The 22126-nt window shown below is 59.4% G+C and carries 20 protein-coding genes; 7 read left to right on the top strand and 13 right to left on the bottom strand.

Features of this window, described 5'->3' with window-relative positions:
* Window positions 1–114: 114 nt before the first annotated feature.
* Both EXW71_RS14530 and EXW71_RS14525 read right to left on the bottom strand, forming a co-directional pair.
* Window positions 115–1479: an aspartate aminotransferase family protein gene (locus tag EXW71_RS14530; RefSeq protein WP_123716438.1), complete on the bottom strand. Its 1365-nt coding sequence runs from the start codon at window positions 1477–1479 to the stop codon at window positions 115–117.
* 58 nt (window positions 1480–1537) lie between these two features.
* Window positions 1538–2896, bottom strand: coding sequence for a glutamine synthetase family protein (locus EXW71_RS14525; protein WP_134659294.1), 1359 nt, complete (start codon window positions 2894–2896; stop codon window positions 1538–1540).
* 597 nt (window positions 2897–3493) lie between these two features.
* On the opposite strand from EXW71_RS14525, the gene EXW71_RS14515 reads away from it, so the two are divergent.
* A complete protein-coding gene (locus EXW71_RS14515) occupies window positions 3494–4870 on the top strand; it encodes a glutamine synthetase family protein (protein ID WP_010207341.1) in 1377 nt (458 codons plus the stop codon).
* A 233-nt stretch (window positions 4871–5103) separates the two neighbouring features.
* Window positions 5104–5733, top strand: a complete 630-nt coding sequence (locus EXW71_RS14510) for a TetR/AcrR family transcriptional regulator (protein WP_123716440.1) — start codon at window positions 5104–5106, stop codon at window positions 5731–5733.
* 119 nt (window positions 5734–5852) lie between these two features.
* Here EXW71_RS14510 and EXW71_RS14505 read toward each other — a convergent pair whose 3' ends face one another.
* From EXW71_RS14505 to argE, 10 genes are all read right to left on the bottom strand, one after another.
* Window positions 5853–6068, bottom strand: a complete 216-nt coding sequence (locus EXW71_RS14505; protein WP_003176783.1) for a molybdopterin-binding protein — start codon at window positions 6066–6068, stop codon at window positions 5853–5855.
* Between the two features lie 19 nt (window positions 6069–6087).
* Window positions 6088–6894 carry an aliphatic sulfonates ABC transporter ATP-binding protein gene (gene ssuB, locus EXW71_RS14500; RefSeq protein ID WP_123716441.1) on the bottom strand — a complete coding sequence of 269 codons (807 nt, stop codon included), beginning with the start codon at window positions 6892–6894 and terminating at the stop codon, window positions 6088–6090.
* Window positions 6891–7679 (bottom strand): aliphatic sulfonate ABC transporter permease SsuC, encoded by a 789-nt coding sequence (ssuC, locus tag EXW71_RS14495; RefSeq protein WP_123716442.1) that lies wholly within the window; start codon window positions 7677–7679, stop codon window positions 6891–6893. The genes ssuB and ssuC overlap by 4 nt, the downstream gene beginning before the upstream one ends.
* Window positions 7680–7688: 9 nt before the next feature.
* On the bottom strand, window positions 7689–8837 hold the full coding sequence (ssuD, locus tag EXW71_RS14490) for an FMNH2-dependent alkanesulfonate monooxygenase (protein ID WP_134659298.1): 1149 nt from the start codon (window positions 8835–8837) through the stop codon (window positions 7689–7691).
* 25 nt (window positions 8838–8862) lie between these two features.
* Window positions 8863–9831: a sulfonate ABC transporter substrate-binding protein gene (locus EXW71_RS14485; protein ID WP_134659300.1), complete on the bottom strand. Its 969-nt coding sequence runs from the start codon at window positions 9829–9831 to the stop codon at window positions 8863–8865.
* Between the two features lie 93 nt (window positions 9832–9924).
* Window positions 9925–10518 carry an NADPH-dependent FMN reductase gene (ssuE, locus tag EXW71_RS14480; RefSeq protein ID WP_123716445.1) on the bottom strand — a complete coding sequence of 198 codons (594 nt, stop codon included), beginning with the start codon at window positions 10516–10518 and terminating at the stop codon, window positions 9925–9927.
* 207 nt (window positions 10519–10725) lie between these two features.
* Window positions 10726–11364 (bottom strand): peroxiredoxin, encoded by a 639-nt coding sequence (locus tag EXW71_RS14475; protein ID WP_015886425.1) that lies wholly within the window; start codon window positions 11362–11364, stop codon window positions 10726–10728.
* A 271-nt stretch (window positions 11365–11635) separates the two neighbouring features.
* On the bottom strand, window positions 11636–12985 hold the full coding sequence (locus tag EXW71_RS14470; RefSeq protein ID WP_134659302.1) for an OprD family porin: 1350 nt from the start codon (window positions 12983–12985) through the stop codon (window positions 11636–11638).
* A 776-nt stretch (window positions 12986–13761) separates the two neighbouring features.
* Entirely contained in the window at window positions 13762–15063 is a 1302-nt protein-coding gene (argA, locus tag EXW71_RS14465) for an amino-acid N-acetyltransferase (RefSeq protein WP_123716448.1), read from the bottom strand.
* 135 nt (window positions 15064–15198) lie between these two features.
* Window positions 15199–16347 (bottom strand): acetylornithine deacetylase, encoded by a 1149-nt coding sequence (argE, locus tag EXW71_RS14460; protein WP_134659304.1) that lies wholly within the window; start codon window positions 16345–16347, stop codon window positions 15199–15201.
* A gap of 158 nt (window positions 16348–16505) precedes the next feature.
* Between argE and EXW71_RS14455 the strand changes: the two genes are divergently transcribed.
* Complete coding sequence (locus tag EXW71_RS14455; RefSeq protein WP_134659306.1) at window positions 16506–17873, top strand: inorganic triphosphatase; 1368 nt, start codon at window positions 16506–16508, stop codon at window positions 17871–17873.
* A gap of 48 nt (window positions 17874–17921) precedes the next feature.
* Here the strand turns inward: EXW71_RS14455 and EXW71_RS14450 are convergent, their stop codons facing one another.
* A complete protein-coding gene (locus tag EXW71_RS14450; RefSeq protein ID WP_060753552.1) occupies window positions 17922–18392 on the bottom strand; it encodes an Lrp/AsnC family transcriptional regulator in 471 nt (156 codons plus the stop codon).
* Between the two features lie 127 nt (window positions 18393–18519).
* On the opposite strand from EXW71_RS14450, the gene EXW71_RS14445 reads away from it, so the two are divergent.
* From EXW71_RS14445 to EXW71_RS14430, 4 genes are all read left to right on the top strand, one after another.
* Window positions 18520–18858 (top strand): hypothetical protein, encoded by a 339-nt coding sequence (locus tag EXW71_RS14445; RefSeq protein ID WP_134659308.1) that lies wholly within the window; start codon window positions 18520–18522, stop codon window positions 18856–18858.
* An 81-nt stretch (window positions 18859–18939) separates the two neighbouring features.
* On the top strand, window positions 18940–20628 hold the full coding sequence (locus tag EXW71_RS14440) for a GspE/PulE family protein (protein WP_134659310.1): 1689 nt from the start codon (window positions 18940–18942) through the stop codon (window positions 20626–20628).
* A gap of 77 nt (window positions 20629–20705) precedes the next feature.
* Window positions 20706–21626 (top strand): SPFH domain-containing protein, encoded by a 921-nt coding sequence (locus EXW71_RS14435; protein ID WP_134659312.1) that lies wholly within the window; start codon window positions 20706–20708, stop codon window positions 21624–21626.
* Window positions 21627–21634: 8 nt separating this feature from the next.
* Complete coding sequence (locus EXW71_RS14430) at window positions 21635–22081, top strand: NfeD family protein (protein ID WP_123716452.1); 447 nt, start codon at window positions 21635–21637, stop codon at window positions 22079–22081.
* Window positions 22082–22126: the final 45 nt, after the last annotated feature.

Here is a 22126-nt window from a genome sequence, read left to right as displayed (position 1 = left end):
GCCCTTCCAGAGGGCAACAAAACAGAGGGACAGTCTGGCAAGTTCAGGGGCCGGCTTTCAACCAAAGCCCCTACATTTATAACTGCTCAGTGCACTGCGCACTGAGCCTAGCACTTAGCCCTGCAATGCCGCCAAAGTCAGGTCCAGGCATGTACGCGCCTTGCTCACCAGTTCGTCGATTTCGGCCTTGCTGATTACCAGCGACGGCGAAATGATCATGGTGTCGCCCACGGCGCGCATGATCAGCCCGTTGTTGAAGCAGAAGTTGCGGCAAATCATGCCCACGCCCTTGCCTTCATAACGCTTGCGGGTGGCCTTGTCCTGAACCAGCTCAATCGCACCCAGCATGCCTACGCCGCGAACTTCACCCACCAACGGGTGGTCAGCCAGTTCCCTCAGACGTTTCTGCAAATACGGTGCCGTTTCTTCGTGCACGCGGTTAACGATTTTTTCATCGCGCAGGATGCGGATGTTTTCCAAGGCCACCGCCGCCGCCACCGGATGGCCGGAGTAGGTGAAGCCGTGGTTGAAGTCACCGCCTTCGTTCAGCACGGCAACCACATCGTCGTGCACGATCAGGCCACCCATGGGCACGTAGCCCGAGGTCAGCCCTTTGGCAATGGTCATCATGTGCGGTTTGAGGTCGTAGAAGTCGCTGCCGAACCACTCGCCGGTGCGGCCGAAACCACAGATCACCTCGTCGGCGACAAACAGGATGTCGTACTTGGCGAGGATTTCCTTGATGCGCGGCCAGTAGGTTTCCGGCGGCACGATCACACCACCAGCGCCCTGGATCGGCTCGGCAATAAAGGCACCGACGTTGTCCACGCCCAGTTCCAGAATCTTCTCTTCCAACTGGTTGGCGGCCCAGATCCCGAACTCTTCAGGGCTCATGTCGCCGCCTTCGCCGAACCAGTACGGTTGGGCGATGTGGGTGATGCCCGGAATCGGCAAGTCGCCCTGCTCATGCATATATGTCATGCCGCCCAGGCTCGCGCCGGCCACGGTGGAGCCGTGGTAGCCGTTCTTGCGGCTGATGATGACTTTTTTATTCGGTTGGCCTTTGACCGCCCAGTAGTGGCGGACCATGCGCAACATGGTGTCGTTGCCTTCGGAGCCGGAGCCGGTAAAGAACACATGGTTCATGCCGGCCGGTGCGATGTCGGCAATCACTTTGGCCAGTTCCAGCACCGGCGGGTGAGCCGTCTGGAAGAACAGGTTGTAGTACGGCAGCTCTTTCATTTGCTTGGCGGCGGCGTCGGCCAGTTCATCGCGACCGTAACCGATCGCCACGCACCAGAGGCCGGCCATGCCGTCGAGGATTTTGTTGCCTTCGCTGTCCCACAGGTAAACGCCGTGGGCTTTGGTGATGATCCGTGGGCCCTTCTCTTTCAATTGCTTGAAATCGCTGAACGGCGCCAAGTGATGATCGCTGCTCAAGGCTTGCCATTCACGGGTTTGCGGGTTGTTGCTGGACATACCAATCTCCTAGACTTTTCAGTGAAGGGCGCGCTGCTCCCACAGCGCGCCCGGCGCATCAGACGGCAAAGAGCAGGAATTCCCGCTCCCATGAACTGATCACGCGCTTGAAGTTTTCATGCTCGGCCCGCTTGACCGCGACGTAGCCTGTGATGAATTTCTGCCCCAGGTATTTCTCGATGGTCTTGCTGTTTTCCATGCGCTCCAAGGCATCTTCGATGGTCAACGGCAGGCGCAGGTTGCGTCGCTCATAACCACGGCCCACCACCGGTGCGCTCGGGTTATGGCCTTCGACCATGCCGATGAAGCCACACAGCAAACTGGCGGCAATCGCCAGGTACGGGTTGGCGTCGGCGCCCGGCAGGCGGTTTTCCACGCGGCGGTTCTGCGGGCCGGCATCCGGTACGCGCAGGCCGACGGTGCGGTTTTCTTCGCCCCACTCCACGTTGACCGGTGCCGAGGTGTCGGGCAGGAAGCGACGGAACGAGTTCACGTTGGGGGCAAACAACGGCAGCAATTCAGGGATGAATTTCTGCAGGCCGCCGATGTGGTTGAGGAACAGCTGGCTCATGCTCCCGTCTTCATTGGAGAAGACGTTCTTGCCGGTGGCGATGTCGATGATGCTCTGGTGCAGGTGCATGGCGCTGCCGGGCTCGCCGGTCATCGGCTTGGCCATGAAGGTGGCGGCCACGTTGTGCTTGAGCGCGGCTTCACGCATGGTGCGCTTGAATACCAGGATCTGGTCGGCGAGGGACAGGGCATCGCCATGACGGAAGTTGATTTCCATCTGCGCGGTGCCGTCTTCGTGGATCAGGGTGTCGAGGTCCAGCTCCTGCAGTTCGCACCAGTCGTAGACGTCTTCGAACAGCGGGTCGAATTCGTTGGCCGCTTCTATAGAGAAGGACTGGCGACCGGTTTCCGGGCGACCGGAGCGGCCAATCGGCGGCTGCAGCGGGAAGTCCGGGTCTTCGCAGCGTTTAGTCAGGTAGAACTCCATCTCCGGCGCCACGATGGGCTGCCAGCCTTTATCGGCATAGAGCTTGAGGACTTTCTTGAGCACGTTGCGCGGCGACAGCTCGATCGGGTTGCCTTGCTTGTCGTAGGTGTCGTGGATCACCTGGGCGGTCGGTTCGATAGCCCAAGGCACCAGAAATACGGCGTTCTGGTCGGGGCGGCAGATCATGTCGATGTCGGCCGGGTCGAGCAATTCGTAGTAGATGTCGTCTTCGACATAGTCGCCGGTGACCGTCTGCAGCAGAACACTCTCGGGCAGACGCATGCCTTTCTCGGCGATGAACTTGTTGGTCGGCGAGATCTTGCCCCGGGTGATGCCGGTGAGGTCGCCAATCATGCATTCGACTTCTGTGATCTTGTGGTTTTTCAACCAATCGGTGAGCTGGTCGAGGTTGTTACTCATAAATGCCTCTGGGCTGGGTTTCCTGACATCCATTAAAGGTCAGGCGTTGGTTGACGCAGCATCCGCGTCGTTTTTTCGTTCAGGGTAGGAGCTTACCTGCCATTTGCTGCAACGTTGCATTCCTCAAGCCAAAGTTGTGCAGAATCATGATCGGCAGCGCGGATGGCTGCCGATCAGTCGTCGTTGAGGAGGCAAAGAAGAGGTCGGACGGGCCGTCAAGAATAATGGCCGGTGCGTGGGCACTCACGCGGGGCGATCGGACTGCGGACAACGCCTGGCTGAAGCAGGCAGAGACGCCGGATGGCGGCAGGTGAAACATGAAGCACCCCGGTATTATTGCTGTTATGGGTTTGAATCGAGCTTAGCCTTGTTCATTTTTTTACACAACACCCCCGTAAAAAATACAACACGGCCCGCTCAAGCCTGCGAGTCCCAAGCCCTTCAAACCCAAAAAACCGCCCCAAAAAGCCCCAAAAATGCCCTCAAGGCGCTTTTTTAGGGCAAAAAAGGCCTCGCTTGACTTCGGCATGCCGTTCGGGTTGACTGAAACCAGAAAAGATCAATGATTGATATTTTTAACAACAAAGGTGTTGCATCATGTCGGTACCCCCGCGTGCCGTTCAGCTTAACGAAGCGAACGCGTTCCTTAAGGATCATCCTGAGGTTCTGTACGTAGACCTTCTAATTGCGGATATGAATGGTGTGGTGCGCGGCAAGCGCATCGAACGCACCAGCCTCCACAAGGTTTACGAGAAGGGCATTAACCTGCCTGCCTCTTTATTTGCCCTGGATATCAACGGCTCAACGGTGGAAAGCACCGGCCTGGGCCTGGACATCGGTGATGCTGACCGAATCTGTTATCCAATCCCCGATACCCTGTGCAATGAACCCTGGCAAAAGCGCCCCACCGCGCAACTGCTGATGACCATGCACGAACTTGAAGGTGAACCTTTCTTCGCCGATCCGCGCGAAGTGCTCCGCCAAGTTGTAAGCAAATTCGACGACCTTGGTCTGACAATCTGCGCCGCTTTCGAACTTGAGTTCTACCTGATCGACCAGGAGAACGTGAACGGCCGCCCACAACCACCCCGCTCGCCGATTTCCGGCAAACGTCCGCACTCGACACAGGTCTACCTGATCGACGACCTCGACGAATACGTCGACTGCCTCCAGGACATTCTGGAAGGTGCCAAAGAACAAGGCATCCCGGCCGACGCCATCGTCAAGGAAAGTGCCCCGGCGCAGTTCGAAGTGAACCTGCACCACGTGGCCGACCCGATCAAGGCTTGCGACTACGCCGTACTGCTCAAGCGCCTGATCAAGAACATCGCCTACGACCATGAGATGGACACCACCTTCATGGCCAAGCCTTACCCAGGCCAGGCAGGCAACGGTTTGCACGTACACATTTCGATCCTGGACAAGGACGGCAAGAATATCTTTGCCAGCGAGGATCCCGAGCAGAACGCCGCATTGCGTCACGCGATCGGCGGTGTGCTCGAGACCCTGCCCGCCCAGATGGCGTTCCTGTGCCCCAACGTCAACTCCTACCGTCGTTTCGGTGCACAGTTCTACGTGCCGAACTCGCCGTGCTGGGGCCTGGATAACCGCACCGTAGCGATTCGCGTACCGACCGGCTCGTCCGACGCCGTGCGTATCGAACACCGTGTGGCCGGCGCCGACGCCAACCCTTACCTGCTGATGGCTTCCGTCCTGGCAGGCGTGCACCACGGCCTGACCAACAAGATCGAGCCTAACGCACCCGTGGAAGGCAACAGCTACGAGCAGAACGAGCAGAGCCTGCCGAACAACCTGCGCGATGCGTTGCGCGAGTTGGACGACAGCGAGGTGATGGCCAAGTACATCGATCCTAAATACATCGATATCTTCGTCGCCTGTAAGGAAAGTGAGCTGGAGGAGTTCGAACACTCCATCTCCGACCTTGAGTACAACTGGTACCTGCATACCGTGTAAACGGTTGCTGCGCTAACAAGGAACGCCGCTGACTTTGGTCAGCGGCGTTTTTTTGTGGGTTTCTTTTGGCAGACCGAGTCGGCCTCATCGAGAGCGAGCCCCCTTCCCACACGTGACTGCATTCCAGGTTGGAACGTGGTCCGGTTTGGGAGCAGGCCTGCCTCCCGAGGGCGACCTGGCAGACAACACACCTTCCTGCTCATACAATGCCCGCTGCCTTGTAGGAGACTTCCATGACCACCCGCCCCACCGCCCCTCGCAAACCCCGTGCCCGCAGCCAGGGCCGGATTGACGCGATCCTCGACGCCGCCCGCACCTTGCTGGCCGCCGAAGGCGTGGCGAGTCTGTCTATCTACAGTGTGGCCGAGCGGGCACAGATTCCGCCGTCGTCGGTGTATCACTTCTTCGCCAGTGTGCCGGCGCTGCTGGAAGCGTTGACGGCCGATGTGCACGCCGCTTTCCGGGCGGCCATCCAGGCGCCCATCGATCATGAATCACTCAGGCACTGGCGCGATCTGTCCTACATCGTCGAACAGCGCATGCTCGCTATCTACGACCAGGACGCCGCCGCTCGCCAGTTGATCCTGGCCCAGCACGGGCTCACTGAAGTGACCCAGGCCGACCGCCAGCATGATCTGGAATTGGGCGACCTGATGTTCACCGTGTTCAATCGCCATTTCGACGTGCCGGCCTTACCCGCCGATGTGGATGTGTTTGCGTTGGCATTGGAGCTGAGCGACCGCGTGTATGCGCGCTCGGTGCATCAGCATGGGCTGATTACGCCGCGCATGGCCGAGGAAGGGATGCGGGTGTTTGATGCGTACGTGGGGCTTTATTTGCCGACCTACCTGCCCAAGCGTTGAATCCTGGGTTGGCCGGGCGCGCCTCGCTGAGGTAAGCCCCCTCCCACACTTGAATATGTTCACAGATCAAAGTGCGGGAAGGGGTTTGGCTGCGATGACGGCTTCAAGAGCGACGCGAATCACAACTTGGCGATCGACACCTCGGTGGATTTCACGAAGGCAATCACCTCACTGCCAATCACCAGCTCGAGCTCCTTGACCGAGCGCGTGGTGATCACCGAAGTCACAATGCCCGACGCAGTCTGCACATCGATTTCCGACAGCACGTCGCCGACCACGATTTCCTTGATGGTGCCTTTGAACTGGTTACGTACGTTGATGGCTTTGATAGTCATGATGATCTTCCTATATGAGTTATTGAGCCCAACGCAATTGCGTAGGCAACGGTGAAACAGGTTCGGGTTCCGGCGGCGAGCCGGGCAGCGACAGCACACGGTTGAGCACTTCGGCTTCCAGCGCGGCCAGGCGGTGTGAGCCTCGGGCTCGGGGGCGTGGCAGGTCGACGACCAGGTCCAGGCCGATTTCACCGTCTTCGATCAGGATCACCCGGTCGGCAATGGCCACGGCTTCGCTGACGTCGTGGGTCACCAGCAACACGGTGAAGCCGTGTTTCTGCCAAAGGTTTTCGATCAGTTGCTGCATCTCGATGCGGGTCAGTGCGTCCAACGCGCCCAACGGCTCGTCGAGCAGCAACAGGCGCGGCTGGTGAATCAAGGCGCGGGCCAGGGCCACGCGCTGCTTCTGGCCACCGGACAAGGCTGCCGGCCATTCATTGGCACGCTCGGCCAGGCCGACCGCCTCCAACGCCTCCAATGCTTTGGGACGCCAGTTGCCCTTGAGGCCAAGGCCCACGTTATCGATGATCTTTTTCCACGGCAGCAAGCGCGCTTCCTGGAACATCAACCGCGTATCTTCAATCGCTGCTTCGAGCGGCGCGGAACCGGCCAGCAGTTCACCGCCGCTGGCTTTGTCCAGGCCCGCCAACAAGCGCAGCAAGGTGCTTTTACCGCATCCGCTGCGGCCCACCACCGCGACGAACTGGCCGGCCGGGATATGCAGGTCTATCTCTTTGAGCACTTCCCGCGCACCAAAGGCCTTGCGCAACTTGCGCACTGCCAGCGGGATGCCTTTAAGCAGGCGCGGAGGTTGTTGAGCGGTCATGCCGCACCTCCTTTATTCACTTGGTAAGCCGGGTGCCAGCGCAGCCACACACGCTCCAGGCCACGGGCGGCGAGGTCGGCCAATTTGCCGAGGACTGCGTACATGACGATGGCCAGAACGACGACGTCGGTCTGCAGAAATTCGCGAGCGTTCATTGCCAGGTAACCGATGCCCGAACTGGCCGAGATGGTTTCCGCCACAATCAGGGTCAGCCACATAAAGCCCAGGGCAAAGCGCACACCCACCAGAATCGACGGCAGCGCCCCGGGCAGAATGACCTGACGGAACAGGCTGAACCCGGACAGGCCATAGCTGCGCGACATCTCCACCAACGCCGGGTCGACGTTGCGGATGCCGTGGTAGGTGTTCAGGTAGATCGGGAACAGCGTGCCGAGGGCGACCAGGAAAATCTTCGCGGTCTCGTCAATGCCGAACCACAGGATCACCAATGGAATCAACGCCAGGTGCGGCACGTTGCGGATCATCTGCACCGAGCTGTCCAACAGGCGCTCGCCCCACTTCGACAGGCCGGTGATGAAGCCCAGGGCCAGACCGATACTGCCACCAATCACAAACCCCAGGCCGGCACGCCAACCGCTGATAGCCAGGTGCGTCCAGATTTCGCCGCTGCGCACCAGGTTGATCCCGGCTTCGATCACAGCGCTCGGTGCCGGCAGAATGCGCGTCGACAACCAGCCCGCCGATACCGACAACTGCCACACCGCCAGCAACAGGATCGGCAGCACCCAAGGTGCGACGCGATGGCTCAGTTTTTCAAAGTTCATGGCGCCGCCTCAGCTCTGTGATGCAGCTTTGGGAAGGATGTCGTTGGCGACCATTTCACCGAACGGGCTGACGTAGCCAGCGCTTTTCGGCAATTCGGGACGTTCGATATCCAAGTGCGGGAACAACAGCTCGGCCACCCGATACGACTCTTCCAGGTGTGGATAACCGGAGAAGATGAATGTATCGATGCCCAGGTCGGCGTACTCCTTGACCCGCGCCGCGACCGTCGGACCGTCGCCCACCAGCGCCGTACCGGCACCGCCACGCACCAGGCCGACGCCAGCCCACAGGTTGGGGCTGACTTCCAGGTTGTCGCGACTGCCGCCATGGAGCGCGGCCATGCGTTGTTGGCCAACCGAGTCAAAACGCGCCAGGGACGCCTGGGCACGGGCGATGGTGTCGTCGTCCAGGTGGGAGATGAGTTTGTCGGCGGCTTGCCAGGCTTGCTCGTTGGTTTCGCGCACGATCACATGCAGACGAATACCGAAGCGCACGGTGCGCCCAAGCTTGGCGGCCTTGGCACGTACCTGTTCGATTTTCTCGGCGACGGCGGCCGGTGGCTCGCCCCAGGTCAGCACCATTTCCACTTGTTCGGCAGCCAGGTCCTGGGCCGCTTCGGAGGAGCCGCCGAAATACAGCGGCGGGCGCGGTTGCTGGATGGGTGGATAGAGCAATTTCGCGCCTTTGACGCTGATGTGCTCGCCGTCGTAATCCACCGTTTCGCCTTCCAGCACGCGACGCCAGATGCGGGTGAACTCCACCGAGGCCTGGTAGCGCTCTTCATGACTGAGGAACAAACCGTCGCCAGCCAATTCCTCCGGATCGCCACCGGTGACCAGGTTGAATAACGCACGCCCTCCGGACAAACGATCCAGAGTGGCTGCCTGACGCGCGGCCACCGTCGGGGAAATGATCCCGGGGCGAAGCGCGACAAGGAATTTCAAACGCTGGGTCACGGGGATCAGCGAGGCAGCCACCAGCCACGAGTCTTCGCAGGAGCGGCCGGTGGGGATCAGTACCCCGCCGAAGCCCAGGCGGTCGGCGGCCTGGGCCACTTGCTGCAAATAACCATGGTCGACGGCGCGAGCGCCTTCGGCGGTGCCAAGGTAATGGCCGTCGCCGTGGGTAGGCAGGAACCAGAAAATATTGAGGCTCATGGAGTTGTCTCCTGAAGAAGTCGGATTACGGCGCTTTGGCAACGGCGGCGGGTGGGGTCCAGATCACGTCCTTGATGCTCAAGGGTTTGGGGATCAATTTGAGTTGATAGAAGCTGTCGGCGATTTTCTGCTGGGCGGCGACCACCTCGGGTGTCAGGAACAGCGCGCCGTAGCCCTGGCGCTTGACCGAGGTCAGGGTGATGTCGGCCGGCAGGCCGAGCAGCGGTGCGACTTGTTGGGTGACTTCCTGCGGGTTGGCCTTGGACCATTCGCCCACCGCGCGCACTTCTTCCACCAGCGCCTTGATCACATCCGGGTGCTGCGTGGCGTAAGGCTTGGTGGCAAGGTAGAACTGGTGGTTGTCGGCAATGCCGGTGCCGTCACGCAGGGTGCGCGCCTGCAGTTGTTTCTCGGCGGCGGCCTGGTAAGGGTCCCAAATCACCCAGGCATCCACGCTGCCCCGCTCGAATGCGGCGCGGGCATCGGCGGGCGGCAGGAATACGGTTTGCACGTCGGTGTATTTGAGGCCGGCGTCTTCCAGGGCACGTACCAGCAGGTAGTGCACGTTGGAGCCTTTGTTCAGCACGATTTTCTTGCCCTTGAGCTCGGCCACCGATTTGATCGGCGAGTCTTTCGGCACCAGGATCGCTTCGCTGGTCGGCGCCGGTGGCTCGTAGGCGACGTAAAGCAGGTCGGCGCCGGCCGCCTGGGCGAAGACCGGCGGGGTTTCACCGGTGACGCCGAAGTCGATCGAGCCGACGTTCAAGCCTTCCAGCAACTGCGGGCCGCCGGGGAATTCAGTCCATTGCACCTGCACGCCCTGGGCGGCCAGGCGCTTTTCCAGACTGCCCTTGGCTTTGAGCAACACCAAGGTGCCGTACTTCTGATAACCGATCCGCAGGGTCTCGGCCGCTTGAGCTTGAACAATGGCGCCGAAGGACACAGCCGCAGCAAACAGTGCGACCAGACCACGACGCAAAATGACAGTGCGCATGGCGCTCTCTCCAAATTTGCGATGAGGGGGTTGGCTGCACCTGCTTGGCCGTTGGCGGCTGAGTAAGGTGAGTCCTACAAAAAACAGTACGGCTTAAATGCTCCAGCGAGCACTCAACAAACGTTCATTCAACACATGGGGGTCCAGCGGTTTCGGGCGACGAGCCATGGCGCCATAGAGTGTCTCCAGGGCCTCATGCAAACGCTGTTCGAGCACAGGCACCAGTTGTGCCTGGGCGCTGCCCTCGCCATAGGCGATCTGGCTGTCTTCGGCAAAGATGCCGTGGAGCAATTCCTGGGCTTTCAGGGCCGAGAGCACGGGCTTCAAGGCGTAATCCACCGCCAGCATGTGGGCGATGCTGCCGCCGGTGGCCATGGGCAACACGATCTTGTGGGCCAGGGCGCGTTCGGGCAGCAGGTCGAGCACGGTTTTCAGCGCGCCGGAAAACGAGGCCTTGTACACCGGAGTGGCGATGACCAGGCCGTCGGCGTTGGCCACTTGCTGCAACAGGTCGATGACTTTGGGGCTGTCGAAGCGGGCGTGCAGCAAGTCTTCGGCCGGGAAGTCCCGTATCTGATAACTCACCACTTCCACGCCTTTTTGCTGTAGCCACTGACGGGTTTTATCCAGCAAGACCCCGGAGCGGGAACGCTGGCTGGGGCTGCCTCCAAGTGTTACGACCAGCATGCAGGTATTCCTTGAGCAAGTGTCGGCGGTTCGCTGGGTGGCGATGGCGCCAAGATGGAACAGACCATATCAGCTGATTTATATATCTATAAATCTTATTTTTTCATTTGTTTATTCCATAAAAATATATTTGATTCATAAATCCCAAGGCGAAAAAAAAGGCCGTCGAAACGGCCTGAAAACCCCTGCTATGTGATCCGTTGAAACTCAGCGATTCGGTTGTGGTGTCAGCCTCAGGTACGGCTTCACCGCGCGATAGCCCTTCGGAAAGCGCTTCTTGATCTCTTCTTCGTCCTTGAGTGACGGCACGATCACCACTTCATCGCCGTCCTGCCAGTTGGCGGGCGTGGCGACCTTGTGGTTATCGGTCAACTGCAACGAGTCGATGACCCGCAGGATTTCGTGGAAGTTGCGACCCGTGCTGGCCGGATAAGTAATCGTCAGGCGAATCTTCTTGTTCGGGTCGATCACGAACAGGGAACGCACGGTGAGGGTGTCGCTGGCATTCGGATGGATCAAGTCGTAAAGGTCCGACACCTTGCGATCGGCGTCGGCCAGGATCGGGAAGTTGACGACCGTGTTCTGGGTTTCGTTGATGTCTTCGATCCACTTGTGGTGCGAGTCCACGGGGTCTACCGACAGAGCGATGGCCTTTACACCGCGCTGGGCGAACTCGTCCTTGAGCTTGGCGGTAAAGCCCAGCTCGGTGGTGCACACAGGCGTGAAGTCCGCCGGGTGTGAAAACAGCACCCCCCAGCTATCGCCCAGCCACTCATGGAAACGAATCTTGCCGGCGCTGGAATCCTGTTCGAAGTCGGGGGCGATATCGCCCAGTCTTAGGCTCATGGTGTAGCTCCTGATGAGTGCTTATGGAGCCCACTGTGCATGGGTTGCGGATTATTTAAAAAGAATAAATATCGATTTATCTAGACGATAAAGGAATATTAAAAATCTGTTCATTGGACTTGGCAAGAAGCGAGGATCAACATCGGTTCCAAGGTTCGAGAAGGCCTTGAGACGCTGTACAAAGAGGGGTCGGGAAGGGCTTGCGGGGGTTGAGCCCGACCTGAAAGCAACACACCTTGCCCGGCATTGCGCCGGGCAAGGTTTCAAGCGCTTACAACAGTGGGATCGAGTAGCTGACGATCAGACGGTTTTCGTCTTGGTCGCGGGTAGCGATATCGGTACGCCACATAGCGTTTTTCCAAGCCACACCGAGGTTTTTCAGCGGCCCTTCTGGAACAACGTAAGCCAGAGTCAGATCACGTTCCCATTCGGTTTTATCACCAGTAGGGTTGGAGATGTTGGTACCACGCAGGTAAACCACACCGGCGGTCAGGCCAGGTACGCCGACTTTGGCGAAGTCATAAGCGTAGCGAGCTTGCCAGGTACGCTCGCCAGCGCGGGCGAACTTCTGGATTTGCATGTCGGTGATGGTGCTGTTCGACGAGCCGTCACCTTGGTTCAGCCAAGGGAAGTCACTGTCGCCCTTGGTGTACTGGTAACCGCCACCAAAGGTGTGACCAGCAACCGAGTACAGTGCCAAGTAGCTGTAGAGATCGTTGTCGACCTTGCCCTTGGTGGTGGTGCCGCCGTAGTAACCAGAGGTGTAGTAACCGGCGGTGTCACCATTGGCACCGTTGTCACGGCTACGGTAGTAGCGCAGGTCGCTTTTCAGCACGCCCGGGCCGATTGCCCAGTTGTGTACCAAACCCAGGAAGTTCTGCGAGTAGAAGTCTTTCAGCTCGCCGTAGTAGTAAGAAGCGGTCAGGTCTTTGGTGATTTTGTAGTCAGCACCGGCATAGTAGAACTTGTTGACGAAGTTACCTGCGTCATAGTTCGAGCTACCGTTGGCACCAGCCAGGGACAGACCTTCGTTGTTGCTGGAGTTACGGCCCTTGGCGTGCTCGATTTGACCAGCGGTCAGGGTCAGGTCTTTGATCTCGTTCGACGTGATCTGGCCGCCCTGGAAGGTTTGTGGCAGCAAACGACCGTCGTTGGTCTTGATGACCGGGTTGTTTGGCTGCAGGGTGCCGATTTTCAGCTCGGTCTGGGAAATCTTGACCTTACCGGTCAGGCCCAGGCTGGCGTAGTCGCGGACAGCCTTGTTGCCATCGCTTGGGAAGACGGTACCGCCGGAAGCTGTACCGGTGTAGTTACCGTGGTCTGCACGGCTGGAATCCAGGCGCAAGCCATACAGGCCGATAGCATCAACACCAAACTGAACGGTACCTTGGGTATAACCCGAGATGAAACGCAGATCGAAGCCTTGGCCCCATTCGGCGTTTTTGCTACGAGTGTTGGCGCCGCTGCCAGTTGCTGCAGGCTGGCCATCACGGTTGTCAGTGTTGATGTAGAAGTTACGCAGACCCAGAGTGGCCTTGCTGTCTTCGATGAAACCGGCGGAGTGTGCCTGTTGTGCAATTGCAGCCACAGCCACGGCCAACGCCAATGTTGACTTCTTCATGTACCGCTCCTCTCATTTCTAATTTTTGTATTTCTTAGGTCTCGGGTCTAACGCCCTTGATCCACAGATGCGCGATTAGCGCCAGATAGTGACTACCAAGTCAATCGTAACCTGATATGTCTACTACCTTCGTCTAATCGCAGTTAATTTGGTCCCTGCAGGGTAATGAGTTTTTCATACACCCAAAAAGAATTATTTCATTCTTTTTCATACCATTCAGGAATAAGCTTTTCAGGTAAGCGAGTCGACCAGCGTAGACCAACCGCGCCATAAGCTAATACCCAAATGGTCTTTAACAGCCTTTTTTAGATCGATTGACGTGGCCGTACCGTTGCATACGTCACCCACGATCAAAAAGGCGACGCCATCATGGCCAAAGGCACATCCTCCCGTCAATTTGTTACAGTTTTTGTGTCACTAATAATTTCTTTTGCTGTCAAAGCGGCCCGCAAGTCGTCAGGTGAGGGTGCCAGGCTTCGCGTAGCGACGACTTCACTCAATGTATCGATCGTGACGTTTAGCGTATCGGCCCAGATCAATGCTTCTTAAGCGTGGGGCGATGCGTCATGGCAAAAGCGTTTGGGGACAGGGCGGAGTTTTTGAAGATGGGGAAGGCGCAAGGCGCTGTTGCCGGGTTGTTCAGCGCTCGTCAGCGACACATGCATCAAGATAAAACGCAGGCGAATGTGAGAGGGGCTTGCTTGCGACAGCAGTCATCCAGCCAGCCCCTCATAAGTGACTGACCCACCGCTATAGGGAGTAAGCCCCCCTTTTAGTTAGAGCGCTTTCTCGAAAATTTTCGAATTACGCTGGTAGTTGTAGAGCGACGCCCGCGCCGACGGCAGGCGATCCACGCTGCTCGGCACAAAGCCGCGCTCGCGGAACCAGTGAGCGGTGCGGGTGGTGAGGACAAACAGTGTCTTCAACCCCTGCGCCCGGGCACGGGTCTGAATACGTTCGAGCAACACATCACCACGCGCACCATGACGGTACTCGGGGTTCACCGCCAGACACGCCAGCTCACCGGCATCCGAATCCGCAATCTGGTACAGCGCCGCGCAGGCGATGATCATGCCTTCACGCTCGACCACGCTGAACTGCTCAATCTCACGCTCCAGGACTTCACGCGAACGGCGTACCAGAATGCCCTGCTCTTCCAACGGGCTGATCAGGTCGAGCAAGCCGCCCACGTCTTCAATCGCCGCTTCGCGCACCTGCTCGAATTGCTCCTGGGCCACCAGCGTACCGCCGCCGTCCCGGGTGAAGAGCTCGGTGAGCAAGGCGCCGTCTTCGGCGTAGCTGACGATATGGCTGCGCCCTACTCCTCCGCGGCAAGCCTCGGCGGCCGCGTCGAGCAATTCGGCCTGATAGTTGCTCGCACCCAGGCGTTGCAAGTGCGCCGGCACTTGCTGGGGGCGCAGTTCGCGCACCAGCCGGCCGTTTTCATCGATCAGGCCCATGTCGGCCCCGAACAGCAGCAGTTTGTCGGCACCCAGGTCGATAGCGGCGCGCGTGGCGACGTCTTCGCAGGCCAGGTTGAAGATCTCACCGGTGGGCGAGTAACCCAGGGGCGACAGCAGCACAATGGAGCGCTCGTCCAACAGGCGGTTGATACCCTTGCGGTCGACCCGACGCACTTCGCCGGTGTGGTGGTAATCCACACCTTCGAGCACGCCGATCGGGCGGGCAGTCACCAGGTTGCCACTGGCGACACGCAGGCGCGAGCCCTGCATCGGCGAAGACGCCATGTCCATGGACAGGCGCGCTTCGATCGCAATACGCAGGTGGCCGACGGCGTCGATCACACATTCCAGCGTCGCGGCATCGGTGATGCGCAAGCCTTCGTGGTAAGCCGGAGTCAGGCCGCGGGCCTCAAGGCGCGCCTCGATCTGAGGGCGCGAGCCGTGTACCAGCACCAGCCGCACACCCAGGCTGTGGAGCAGCACCAGGTCGTGGACGATATTGCCGAAATTCGGATGCTCCACACCATCGCCCGGCAACATGACCACAAAGGTGCAGTCCCGGTGAGCGTTGATGTAGGGCGAAGCGTGACGAAGCCAATTGACGTATTCGGGCATAAAACCTGGGCCTGTAATAAGTAGCAGCCAAACAAGGATGAATCGTGAAAGCGCACAGCGGGCTGGTGGCTATCGTCGGAACAGGCTTGGCGACACGCTCGCTCTCCTTCTATGTACGAATGGACAAGGCTTAATTTATGCGGGTTTAAGGCAGTAATGCTCGATCAGATCCCGCAATAGACGCACTGTAGGCGTCAAGCGTGACATTTCCAGGTACTCGCCCGGCTGGTGCGCGCAGGCGATGTCGCCAGGGCCAAGCACCAGGGTTTCACAACCGAGGCGCTGAAGATAAGGCGCTTCAGTGCCGAACGCTACTGCTTCGGCGCGATGACCGGTCAATCGCTCCGCCACTCGAACCAGTTCGGCGTCTTCCGGTTGCTCGAACGGCGGTACTTCGGGGAACAACGGCGCGTAGTCGATCTTGACCTGATGACGCTCGGCCACGGGTTGCAGCTTTTGCCGGATCGCATCGCGCAACACCCGAGGGTCCATCCCCGGCAGGGGGCGCAGGTCGAACTCCAGGGAACACTGGCCGCAGATGCGATTGGGGTTGTCGCCACCATGGATACAACCGAAGTTCATAGTCGGCTGGGGCACACTGAACTGCGGGTTGCGGTACTCGCGCTGCCAGGCCAGGCGCAGGCCGCGCAACTCGCCGATGGCGTCGTGCATGGCTTCGAGAGCACTGTGGCCCAGGCTCGGGTCCGATGAATGGCCACTTTGGCCAAGGATATCGATGCGTTCCATCATCACGCCTTTGTGCAGGCGGATCGGCTTGAGGCCGGTAGGCTCGCCAATCACCGCAGCGCGTCCCAACGGTCGGCCGGCTTCGGCCAGCGCACGGGCGCCGGACATCGAGCTTTCTTCGTCACAGGTCGCAAGGATCAGCAACGGTTGCCTGAACGGTTGATCCAGCAGCGGCAACACGGCTTCGATTACCAGCGCAAAAAAACCTTTCATGTCGCAACTGCCCAGCCCTATCCAGCGGCCGTCGACTTCCGTCAGTTTCAGCGGGTCGGTCTTCCACAATGCTGCGTCATAAGGAACCGTGTCGCTATGCCCCGCCAGCACCAGGCCGCCCGGGCCGCTGCCGAAGCTGGCCAACAGGTTGAATTTGCCGGGGCTGACCTGCTGGATGTCGATGGCAAAACCCAGGTCGCCCAGCCAGTCGGCGAGCAGATCGATCACCGGGCGGTTGGTCTGGTCGAGAGACGCTTGGGTGCAACTGACCGACGGCGCGGCAATCAGCGCAGCGAATTGCTCTTTCAAGGTGGGTAACGGCATACGCGGTCTCTCAACTTCCCGGATGAGGCCCACTATAGAGCCATCTGCACGACACAATAAACCGTTGCGGCGCGTTGCCGGGCTCAGTCCTGTACACTGCACGACCTTGGCAGCCACTCTTTTCCCCGGCTGCGCTCCCGATCCTGGATGTTCCGGCCATGCAAAAAGAAACCGAAATCAAGCTGCGCGTCAGCCGCGAGACCCTCGCCGCACTGCGTGAGCACCCGCTCCTGAAAAAACGCAACAAAAGTGGCTGGGAACGCCGTGAGTTGATGAACCAGTACTTCGACACCCCAGAGCGTGACCTGGCCCAGGCCAAAGTCGCACTGCGCCTGCGCAAGGACGGTGACGACATCATTCAGACCCTCAAGACCCGTGGCCAGAGTGTCGCCGGCTTGTCGGAACGTAACGAATACAACTGGGAGCTGCCCAAAGCCAAGCTCGACGTGAAGAAACTCGACGGCGAGTGCTGGCCCGAGCAGCTGGCCGAACTGGACAAAAAAACCCTCAAGCCGATCTTCACCACCGATTTTGTGCGCGAACGCGCCGAGATCGCCTGGGGTCGCGGCAAAGCCAAGGTGGTCATCGAAGCTGCCCTGGACTTGGGCCATGTCGTGGTCGGCAAGCAGAAAGAAGAAATCTGCGAACTGGAACTGGAACTGCGTGAAGGCGAACCGGCCGCCTTGCTGGAACTGGCCGCCGAGCTGGCCGCCACCCTGGCGTTGATGCCGTGTGATATCAGCAAGGCCGAACGCGGCTATCGCCTGTATGACGCCGGCAGCTACTCCCTGAGCCTGCCGGCGCCGCAGATTCACGCCGAAATGCCGTTGGACGACGCCTTCGCCGCCATCATGTGGCATCTGTTGGGCAGCAGCCAGCGCCTGGCCGAGCAGTACCGCTTCAATGGTCACTGGCGGCTGTTGCAGGACTGGGTCGACAACCTCGGCGAATTGCGCGCCTTGATCGGCAGCCTCGGTCAGGCAGCTCCGCGTCAATCCACCAGCGAGCTGCGCAGCGCGCTGGATGCATTGCTGGAAGACTGGCGCCCACTGGTGCAGGCCGGTGACGATGATGAAGACATACGCAAAGCTGCGCCGGAACAGTTCATCGAAGAATTGGAAGACGTGCGCTGGGGCCTGTTCTCACTGAACGCTTCCCGCTGGCTGCTGGCCCGCACCTGGACTGCCGACCGCAACGTGCGGGGCAACCGCCAGGGCGCCGCGCAGATCACCAACTGGCTGCCACGCCTGCTGGCCGAAGATGCTGTCGCCCTGCAACTGCCGCGCTACCAGCAGCAACCAGAAGACCTGGCCGAGCAACTGCCACGCCTTGAACGCATCCAGGCCTGGCTGCACCATGCGCGCCAGGTGGTGGATATTCCGGAACTGGACCGCCTGTACGGTGAACTGAACAAGCTGGTGCAACTGGCCAACCAACCGATCACTGACGAGTCGCTGGATGCGCGTATGCACCAGGCGATTGCGGTGTTCCAGAATCGCGCGTGGAAAACCCTGCTGCGTCTGTGATATCGCCATCGGGGGCGGTGCGATCTGCCCCCGATGAGGCCAAGCCTGTCAGCGCAACACTGGCAGGCTGGTGGTGGATTTGATCTCCGACAACGCCACGATTGAGTTGACCTCCTGGATGCCCGGCACCATGGACAGCTTCTCGAAGAAAAACCGCTCGTACGCTTCGATATCCGAGGTCACGATGCGTAGCAGAAAATCCACCGCCCCCATCAGCACGTAACACTCCAACACTTCCGAAAACCCGCGAATCGCTTCGGTGAACTCTGTGAAGTTGGAGCGGCCGTGGGCGTTGAGTTTGACCTCGGCAAAAATCTGCGTGTTGAGGCCGATTTTCTTGCGATCCAGCAAGGTGACCTGACCACGAATCACCCCCTCCTCCTTGAGCCGCTGAATACGCCGCCAACAGGGCGACTGGGACAGGCCAACCTGTTCGGCGATCTGCGCACTGGACAGCGAAGCATCCTCTTGCAGCAAGGCCAGGATACGGCGGTCGTAGGCGTCCAACTCACTGTGCATAGAATTACCTATAAATGCGTCACTCTTGAATCACTTGATTCGATCATTCGCAATTTACGCGAATATCAGGCAAGAAATCTCCGCTGGCGAATGTAAAAATTTCTCCAGCCTGATTTGGAGATTTCTCATGCACGCCGTCGAAGCCACCCTGCCTGCTGCCCGCATTGACGCGTGGGCCGTCAACAACGCCCATTGCCAGGCACATTACCGCATCGTTGCCGAGGCTGAGCCCGATGTGTTGTGCCGCGCGCTCAACTATTTCGCTTTGCAAAGCCTGACGCCACGGCAAGTCAATGTAGACCGCAAGGATGACCTGTTGAGCATTGATATCGTGATGGACGGTTTGAGTTGGCACCGCGCCCAGGTGATCGGTGAAAAGATTCGAAACCTGATCAGCGTGTACTCGCTGGACCTCTGGCCGGCTGATTCTGCGGGGCTTCAAGCATGGGTGGCGAGCGCTCGGTAAAGCCATGAAATACACGCTGGGAGGAAGATGTTCAGGGGCTGGCTAGCCTGGGGGTTGTTCTCTACTTCCCCAGGAAACCCCATGCCTGTTGACCAACGACTGGAACTTCAACCGATGCTGCCGGCATTGATCGATGGAGGGCTGATTACAACCGACATTGCACAGCGCTTGGCGAGGCTACCGGCCGGCAACACCCAGCATCCCCTGGAATATGTCGCCGCCCAGGGGCCCTGCCTGGAAGCCTTGACCCAGTGGCTGGCCCGGCACGCCGGGCAACCTTATTTGCGTATCGACCCGCTGAGGATCGACGTGGCGGCGGTCGTGCCATTGATGTCCCACGCCTTCGCGCAGCGCCACGCCATTCTCGCGGTGGCGGTAGACGCCCAGAGCGTCACCATCGCCAGCGCACAACCCTATGTCACCGGCTGGGAAGCCGGCTTGGCGCAAGTGCTCAAGCGCTCAATCAAACGCGTGGTCGCCAACCCCCGGGATATTCAGCGCTGCATCGACGAATTCTATCGACTGGCCAGGTCGGTCAGTGGCGCAGATCAGAAGGTGGCGGCCCCGGGCAACTTCGAACTGCTCAACCTTGGCGCCAGCGACAAGGAGCCGGACGCCAATGATGCGCACATCGTCAACATCGTCGACTGGCTGCTGCAGTACGCCTTTGGCCAAAGGGCCAGCGACATCCATATAGAACCGTGCCGCGAACAGAGCCGTGTGCGCTTGCGCATCGATGGGCTGTTGCACGACGTCTATCAGTTCCCGCCCCAGGTCACCATGGCGGTGGTCAGCCGCCTGAAAAGCCTGGGCCGGATGAATGTGGCAGAGAAACGCAAACCCCAGGACGGCCGGGTCAAAACCAAAAGCCCCACGGGCGCCGAAGTGGAACTGCGGCTTTCAACCTTACCGACGGCATTTGGCGAAAAGCTGGTGATGCGGATTTTCGACCCCCAGGTATTGCTCAAGGATTTTGACCAGCTGGGTTTGTCGCCCGCTGACCAGCAGCGCTGGCAGGCAATGACCCGCCAGGCCAACGGCATCATTCTGGTTACCGGCCCTACCGGCTCAGGCAAGACCAGCACGCTTTACGCCACGCTCAAGCAACTGGCGACCCGCGAGGTCAACCTGTGCACAGTGGAGGACCCGATCGAGATGGTCGAGCCCGCCTTCAACCAGATGCAAGTGCAGCACAACATAGGCCTGACCTTCGCCGGCGGCATACGCGCGCTGCTGCGCCAGGATCCGGACATCATCATGATCGGCGAAATTCGCGACCAGGAAACCGCAGAGATGGCAATCCAGGCCGCACTCACCGGGCACTTGGTGCTGTCGACCCTGCACACCAACGATGCACCCAGCGCCATCAGCCGTTTGCAGGAATTGGGCATTGCTCATTATTTGATCAAAGCTACGCTGATAGGAGTGATGGCGCAGCGTTTGGTGCGCCTCTTGTGCCCTCACTGCAAGCGAACGGTGAATGTACTGGAGAACGCCTGCGAGGCGGTCGGATGCGTGGAGTGTCGCGACAGCGGTTATCGAGGCCGAGCCGGGCTCTACGAAATCATGCTGATGGACGAACCGCTCAAGGCATTGATCACTCCCGGTGCCGACGTGCAGGCGCTGCGTCGGGCGGCTATTGAGCAAGGCATGTGCAGCCTGCGCATGGCGGGCCTGGAGAAAGTGAACGCCAGCCTGACCACGCTGGCAGAAGTATTACGGGTAACTCCTGGTGATTCAGAAACAAATCCTTTGATTGTTGAGCCGTGAAACCGTCCTTATCCGTGACCAGACCGCTACAATCGGCCGAACGTCGTTTTACTGACACCTTCAGATAGGGAATCGCCATGCAGATCGGAACCGTACTGCTTTTGTTCGTGGGATTGGCCGTCGCCATCCTGTTCATGGGTTTTAAAGTGGTGCCCCAGGGCTACCAGTGGACAGTCGAGCGTTTCGGCCGTTACACCAACACCCTTAAACCCGGCCTGAATATCATCATCCCGGTCATGGACCGCATCGGTCGCAAGATCAACGTGATGGAAAGCGTGCTGGATATTCCGCCCCAGGAAGTGATTACCGCCGACAACGCCACCGTGCAGATCGACGCCGTGTGTTTCTTTCAGGTGGTCAATACCGCCCAGGCCGCCTACGAGGTCAACAACCTCGAACATGCCATCCGCAACCTGCTGCAAACCAATATCCGTACCGTGCTTGGCTCCATGGAGCTGGATGCCATGCTGAGCCAGCGTGACGGTATCAACGAAAAACTGCTGCGTACCGTCGACGAAGCCACGGCGCCATGGGGCATCAAGATCACCCGCATCGAGATCAAGGACATCAGCCCACCCGCCGACCTGATGGCCGCCATGTCAGGCCAGATGAAGGCCGAGCGGATCAAGCGTGCACAAATCCTGGAGGCCGAGGGCCTGCGGGCATCGGCGATCCTGACAGCCGAAGGCAAGAAGCAGGCGCAGATCCTGGAGGCCGAGGGTAGCCGCCAGGCGGCGTTCCTGGAGTCCGAAGCCCGTGAGCGTCAGGCCGAGGCTGAAGCCCGCGCTACCCAGGTGGTTTCAGAGGCTATTGCATCAGGCAACGTGCAGGCGGTGAATTATTTCGTCGCGCAAAAATACATCGATGCGTTGGGCAAGCTGGCTTCGGCCAACAACAGCAAGGTGATTCTGATGCCGCTGGAAGCCAGCCAAGTGATCGGCGCCGTCGGTGGTATCGGCGAAATCGTCAAGGCCACCTTCGACAACAAGAAAGGCTGAGGCACGCCATGTGGGATTTCCTGCAGCATCTGTCGTTCTGGGATTGGCTGGCACTGGGCACGGTGCTGTTGATTCTTGAGGTCTTTGGCGCAGGTGGTTACCTGCTATGGATGGGCATCGCCGCGGCGGCCGTGGGCGTGATCAAGTTCCTGATCCCGCCGCTCGGCCTGGAATGGCAGTTGCTGCTGTTTGCGGTGTTGTCGATCCTGACGGCCGTGTACTGGTGGAAACGCCAGCGCAGCAGCGCCAAGCTCAGCGACCAGCCAGGGCTGAACATGCGCGGGTCGGAACTGATTGGGCGCACCTTTGTGGTGCATCAGGCAATCGTCGATGGCCGTGGAAAGATAAAAGTCGGTGATGGCGTGTGGATGGTGACCGGGCCGGATAAGCCCGTAGGCTCTCAAGTACGCGTAATCGCGCAGAATGGGGCAGTTTTGCAAGTCGAAACTGTTTAGTCAGTGATGGAACTCGGTTGGGTTAACTACAATCAAAAGGTTCAG

It is taken from the genome of Pseudomonas sp. BCA17, assembly GCF_004519405.1.
Classification (GTDB): Bacteria; Pseudomonadota; Gammaproteobacteria; order Pseudomonadales; family Pseudomonadaceae; genus Aquipseudomonas.
Note: the sequence above shows the minus strand (reverse complement) of the source record. Positions and strands in the feature narration are given on the sequence as shown.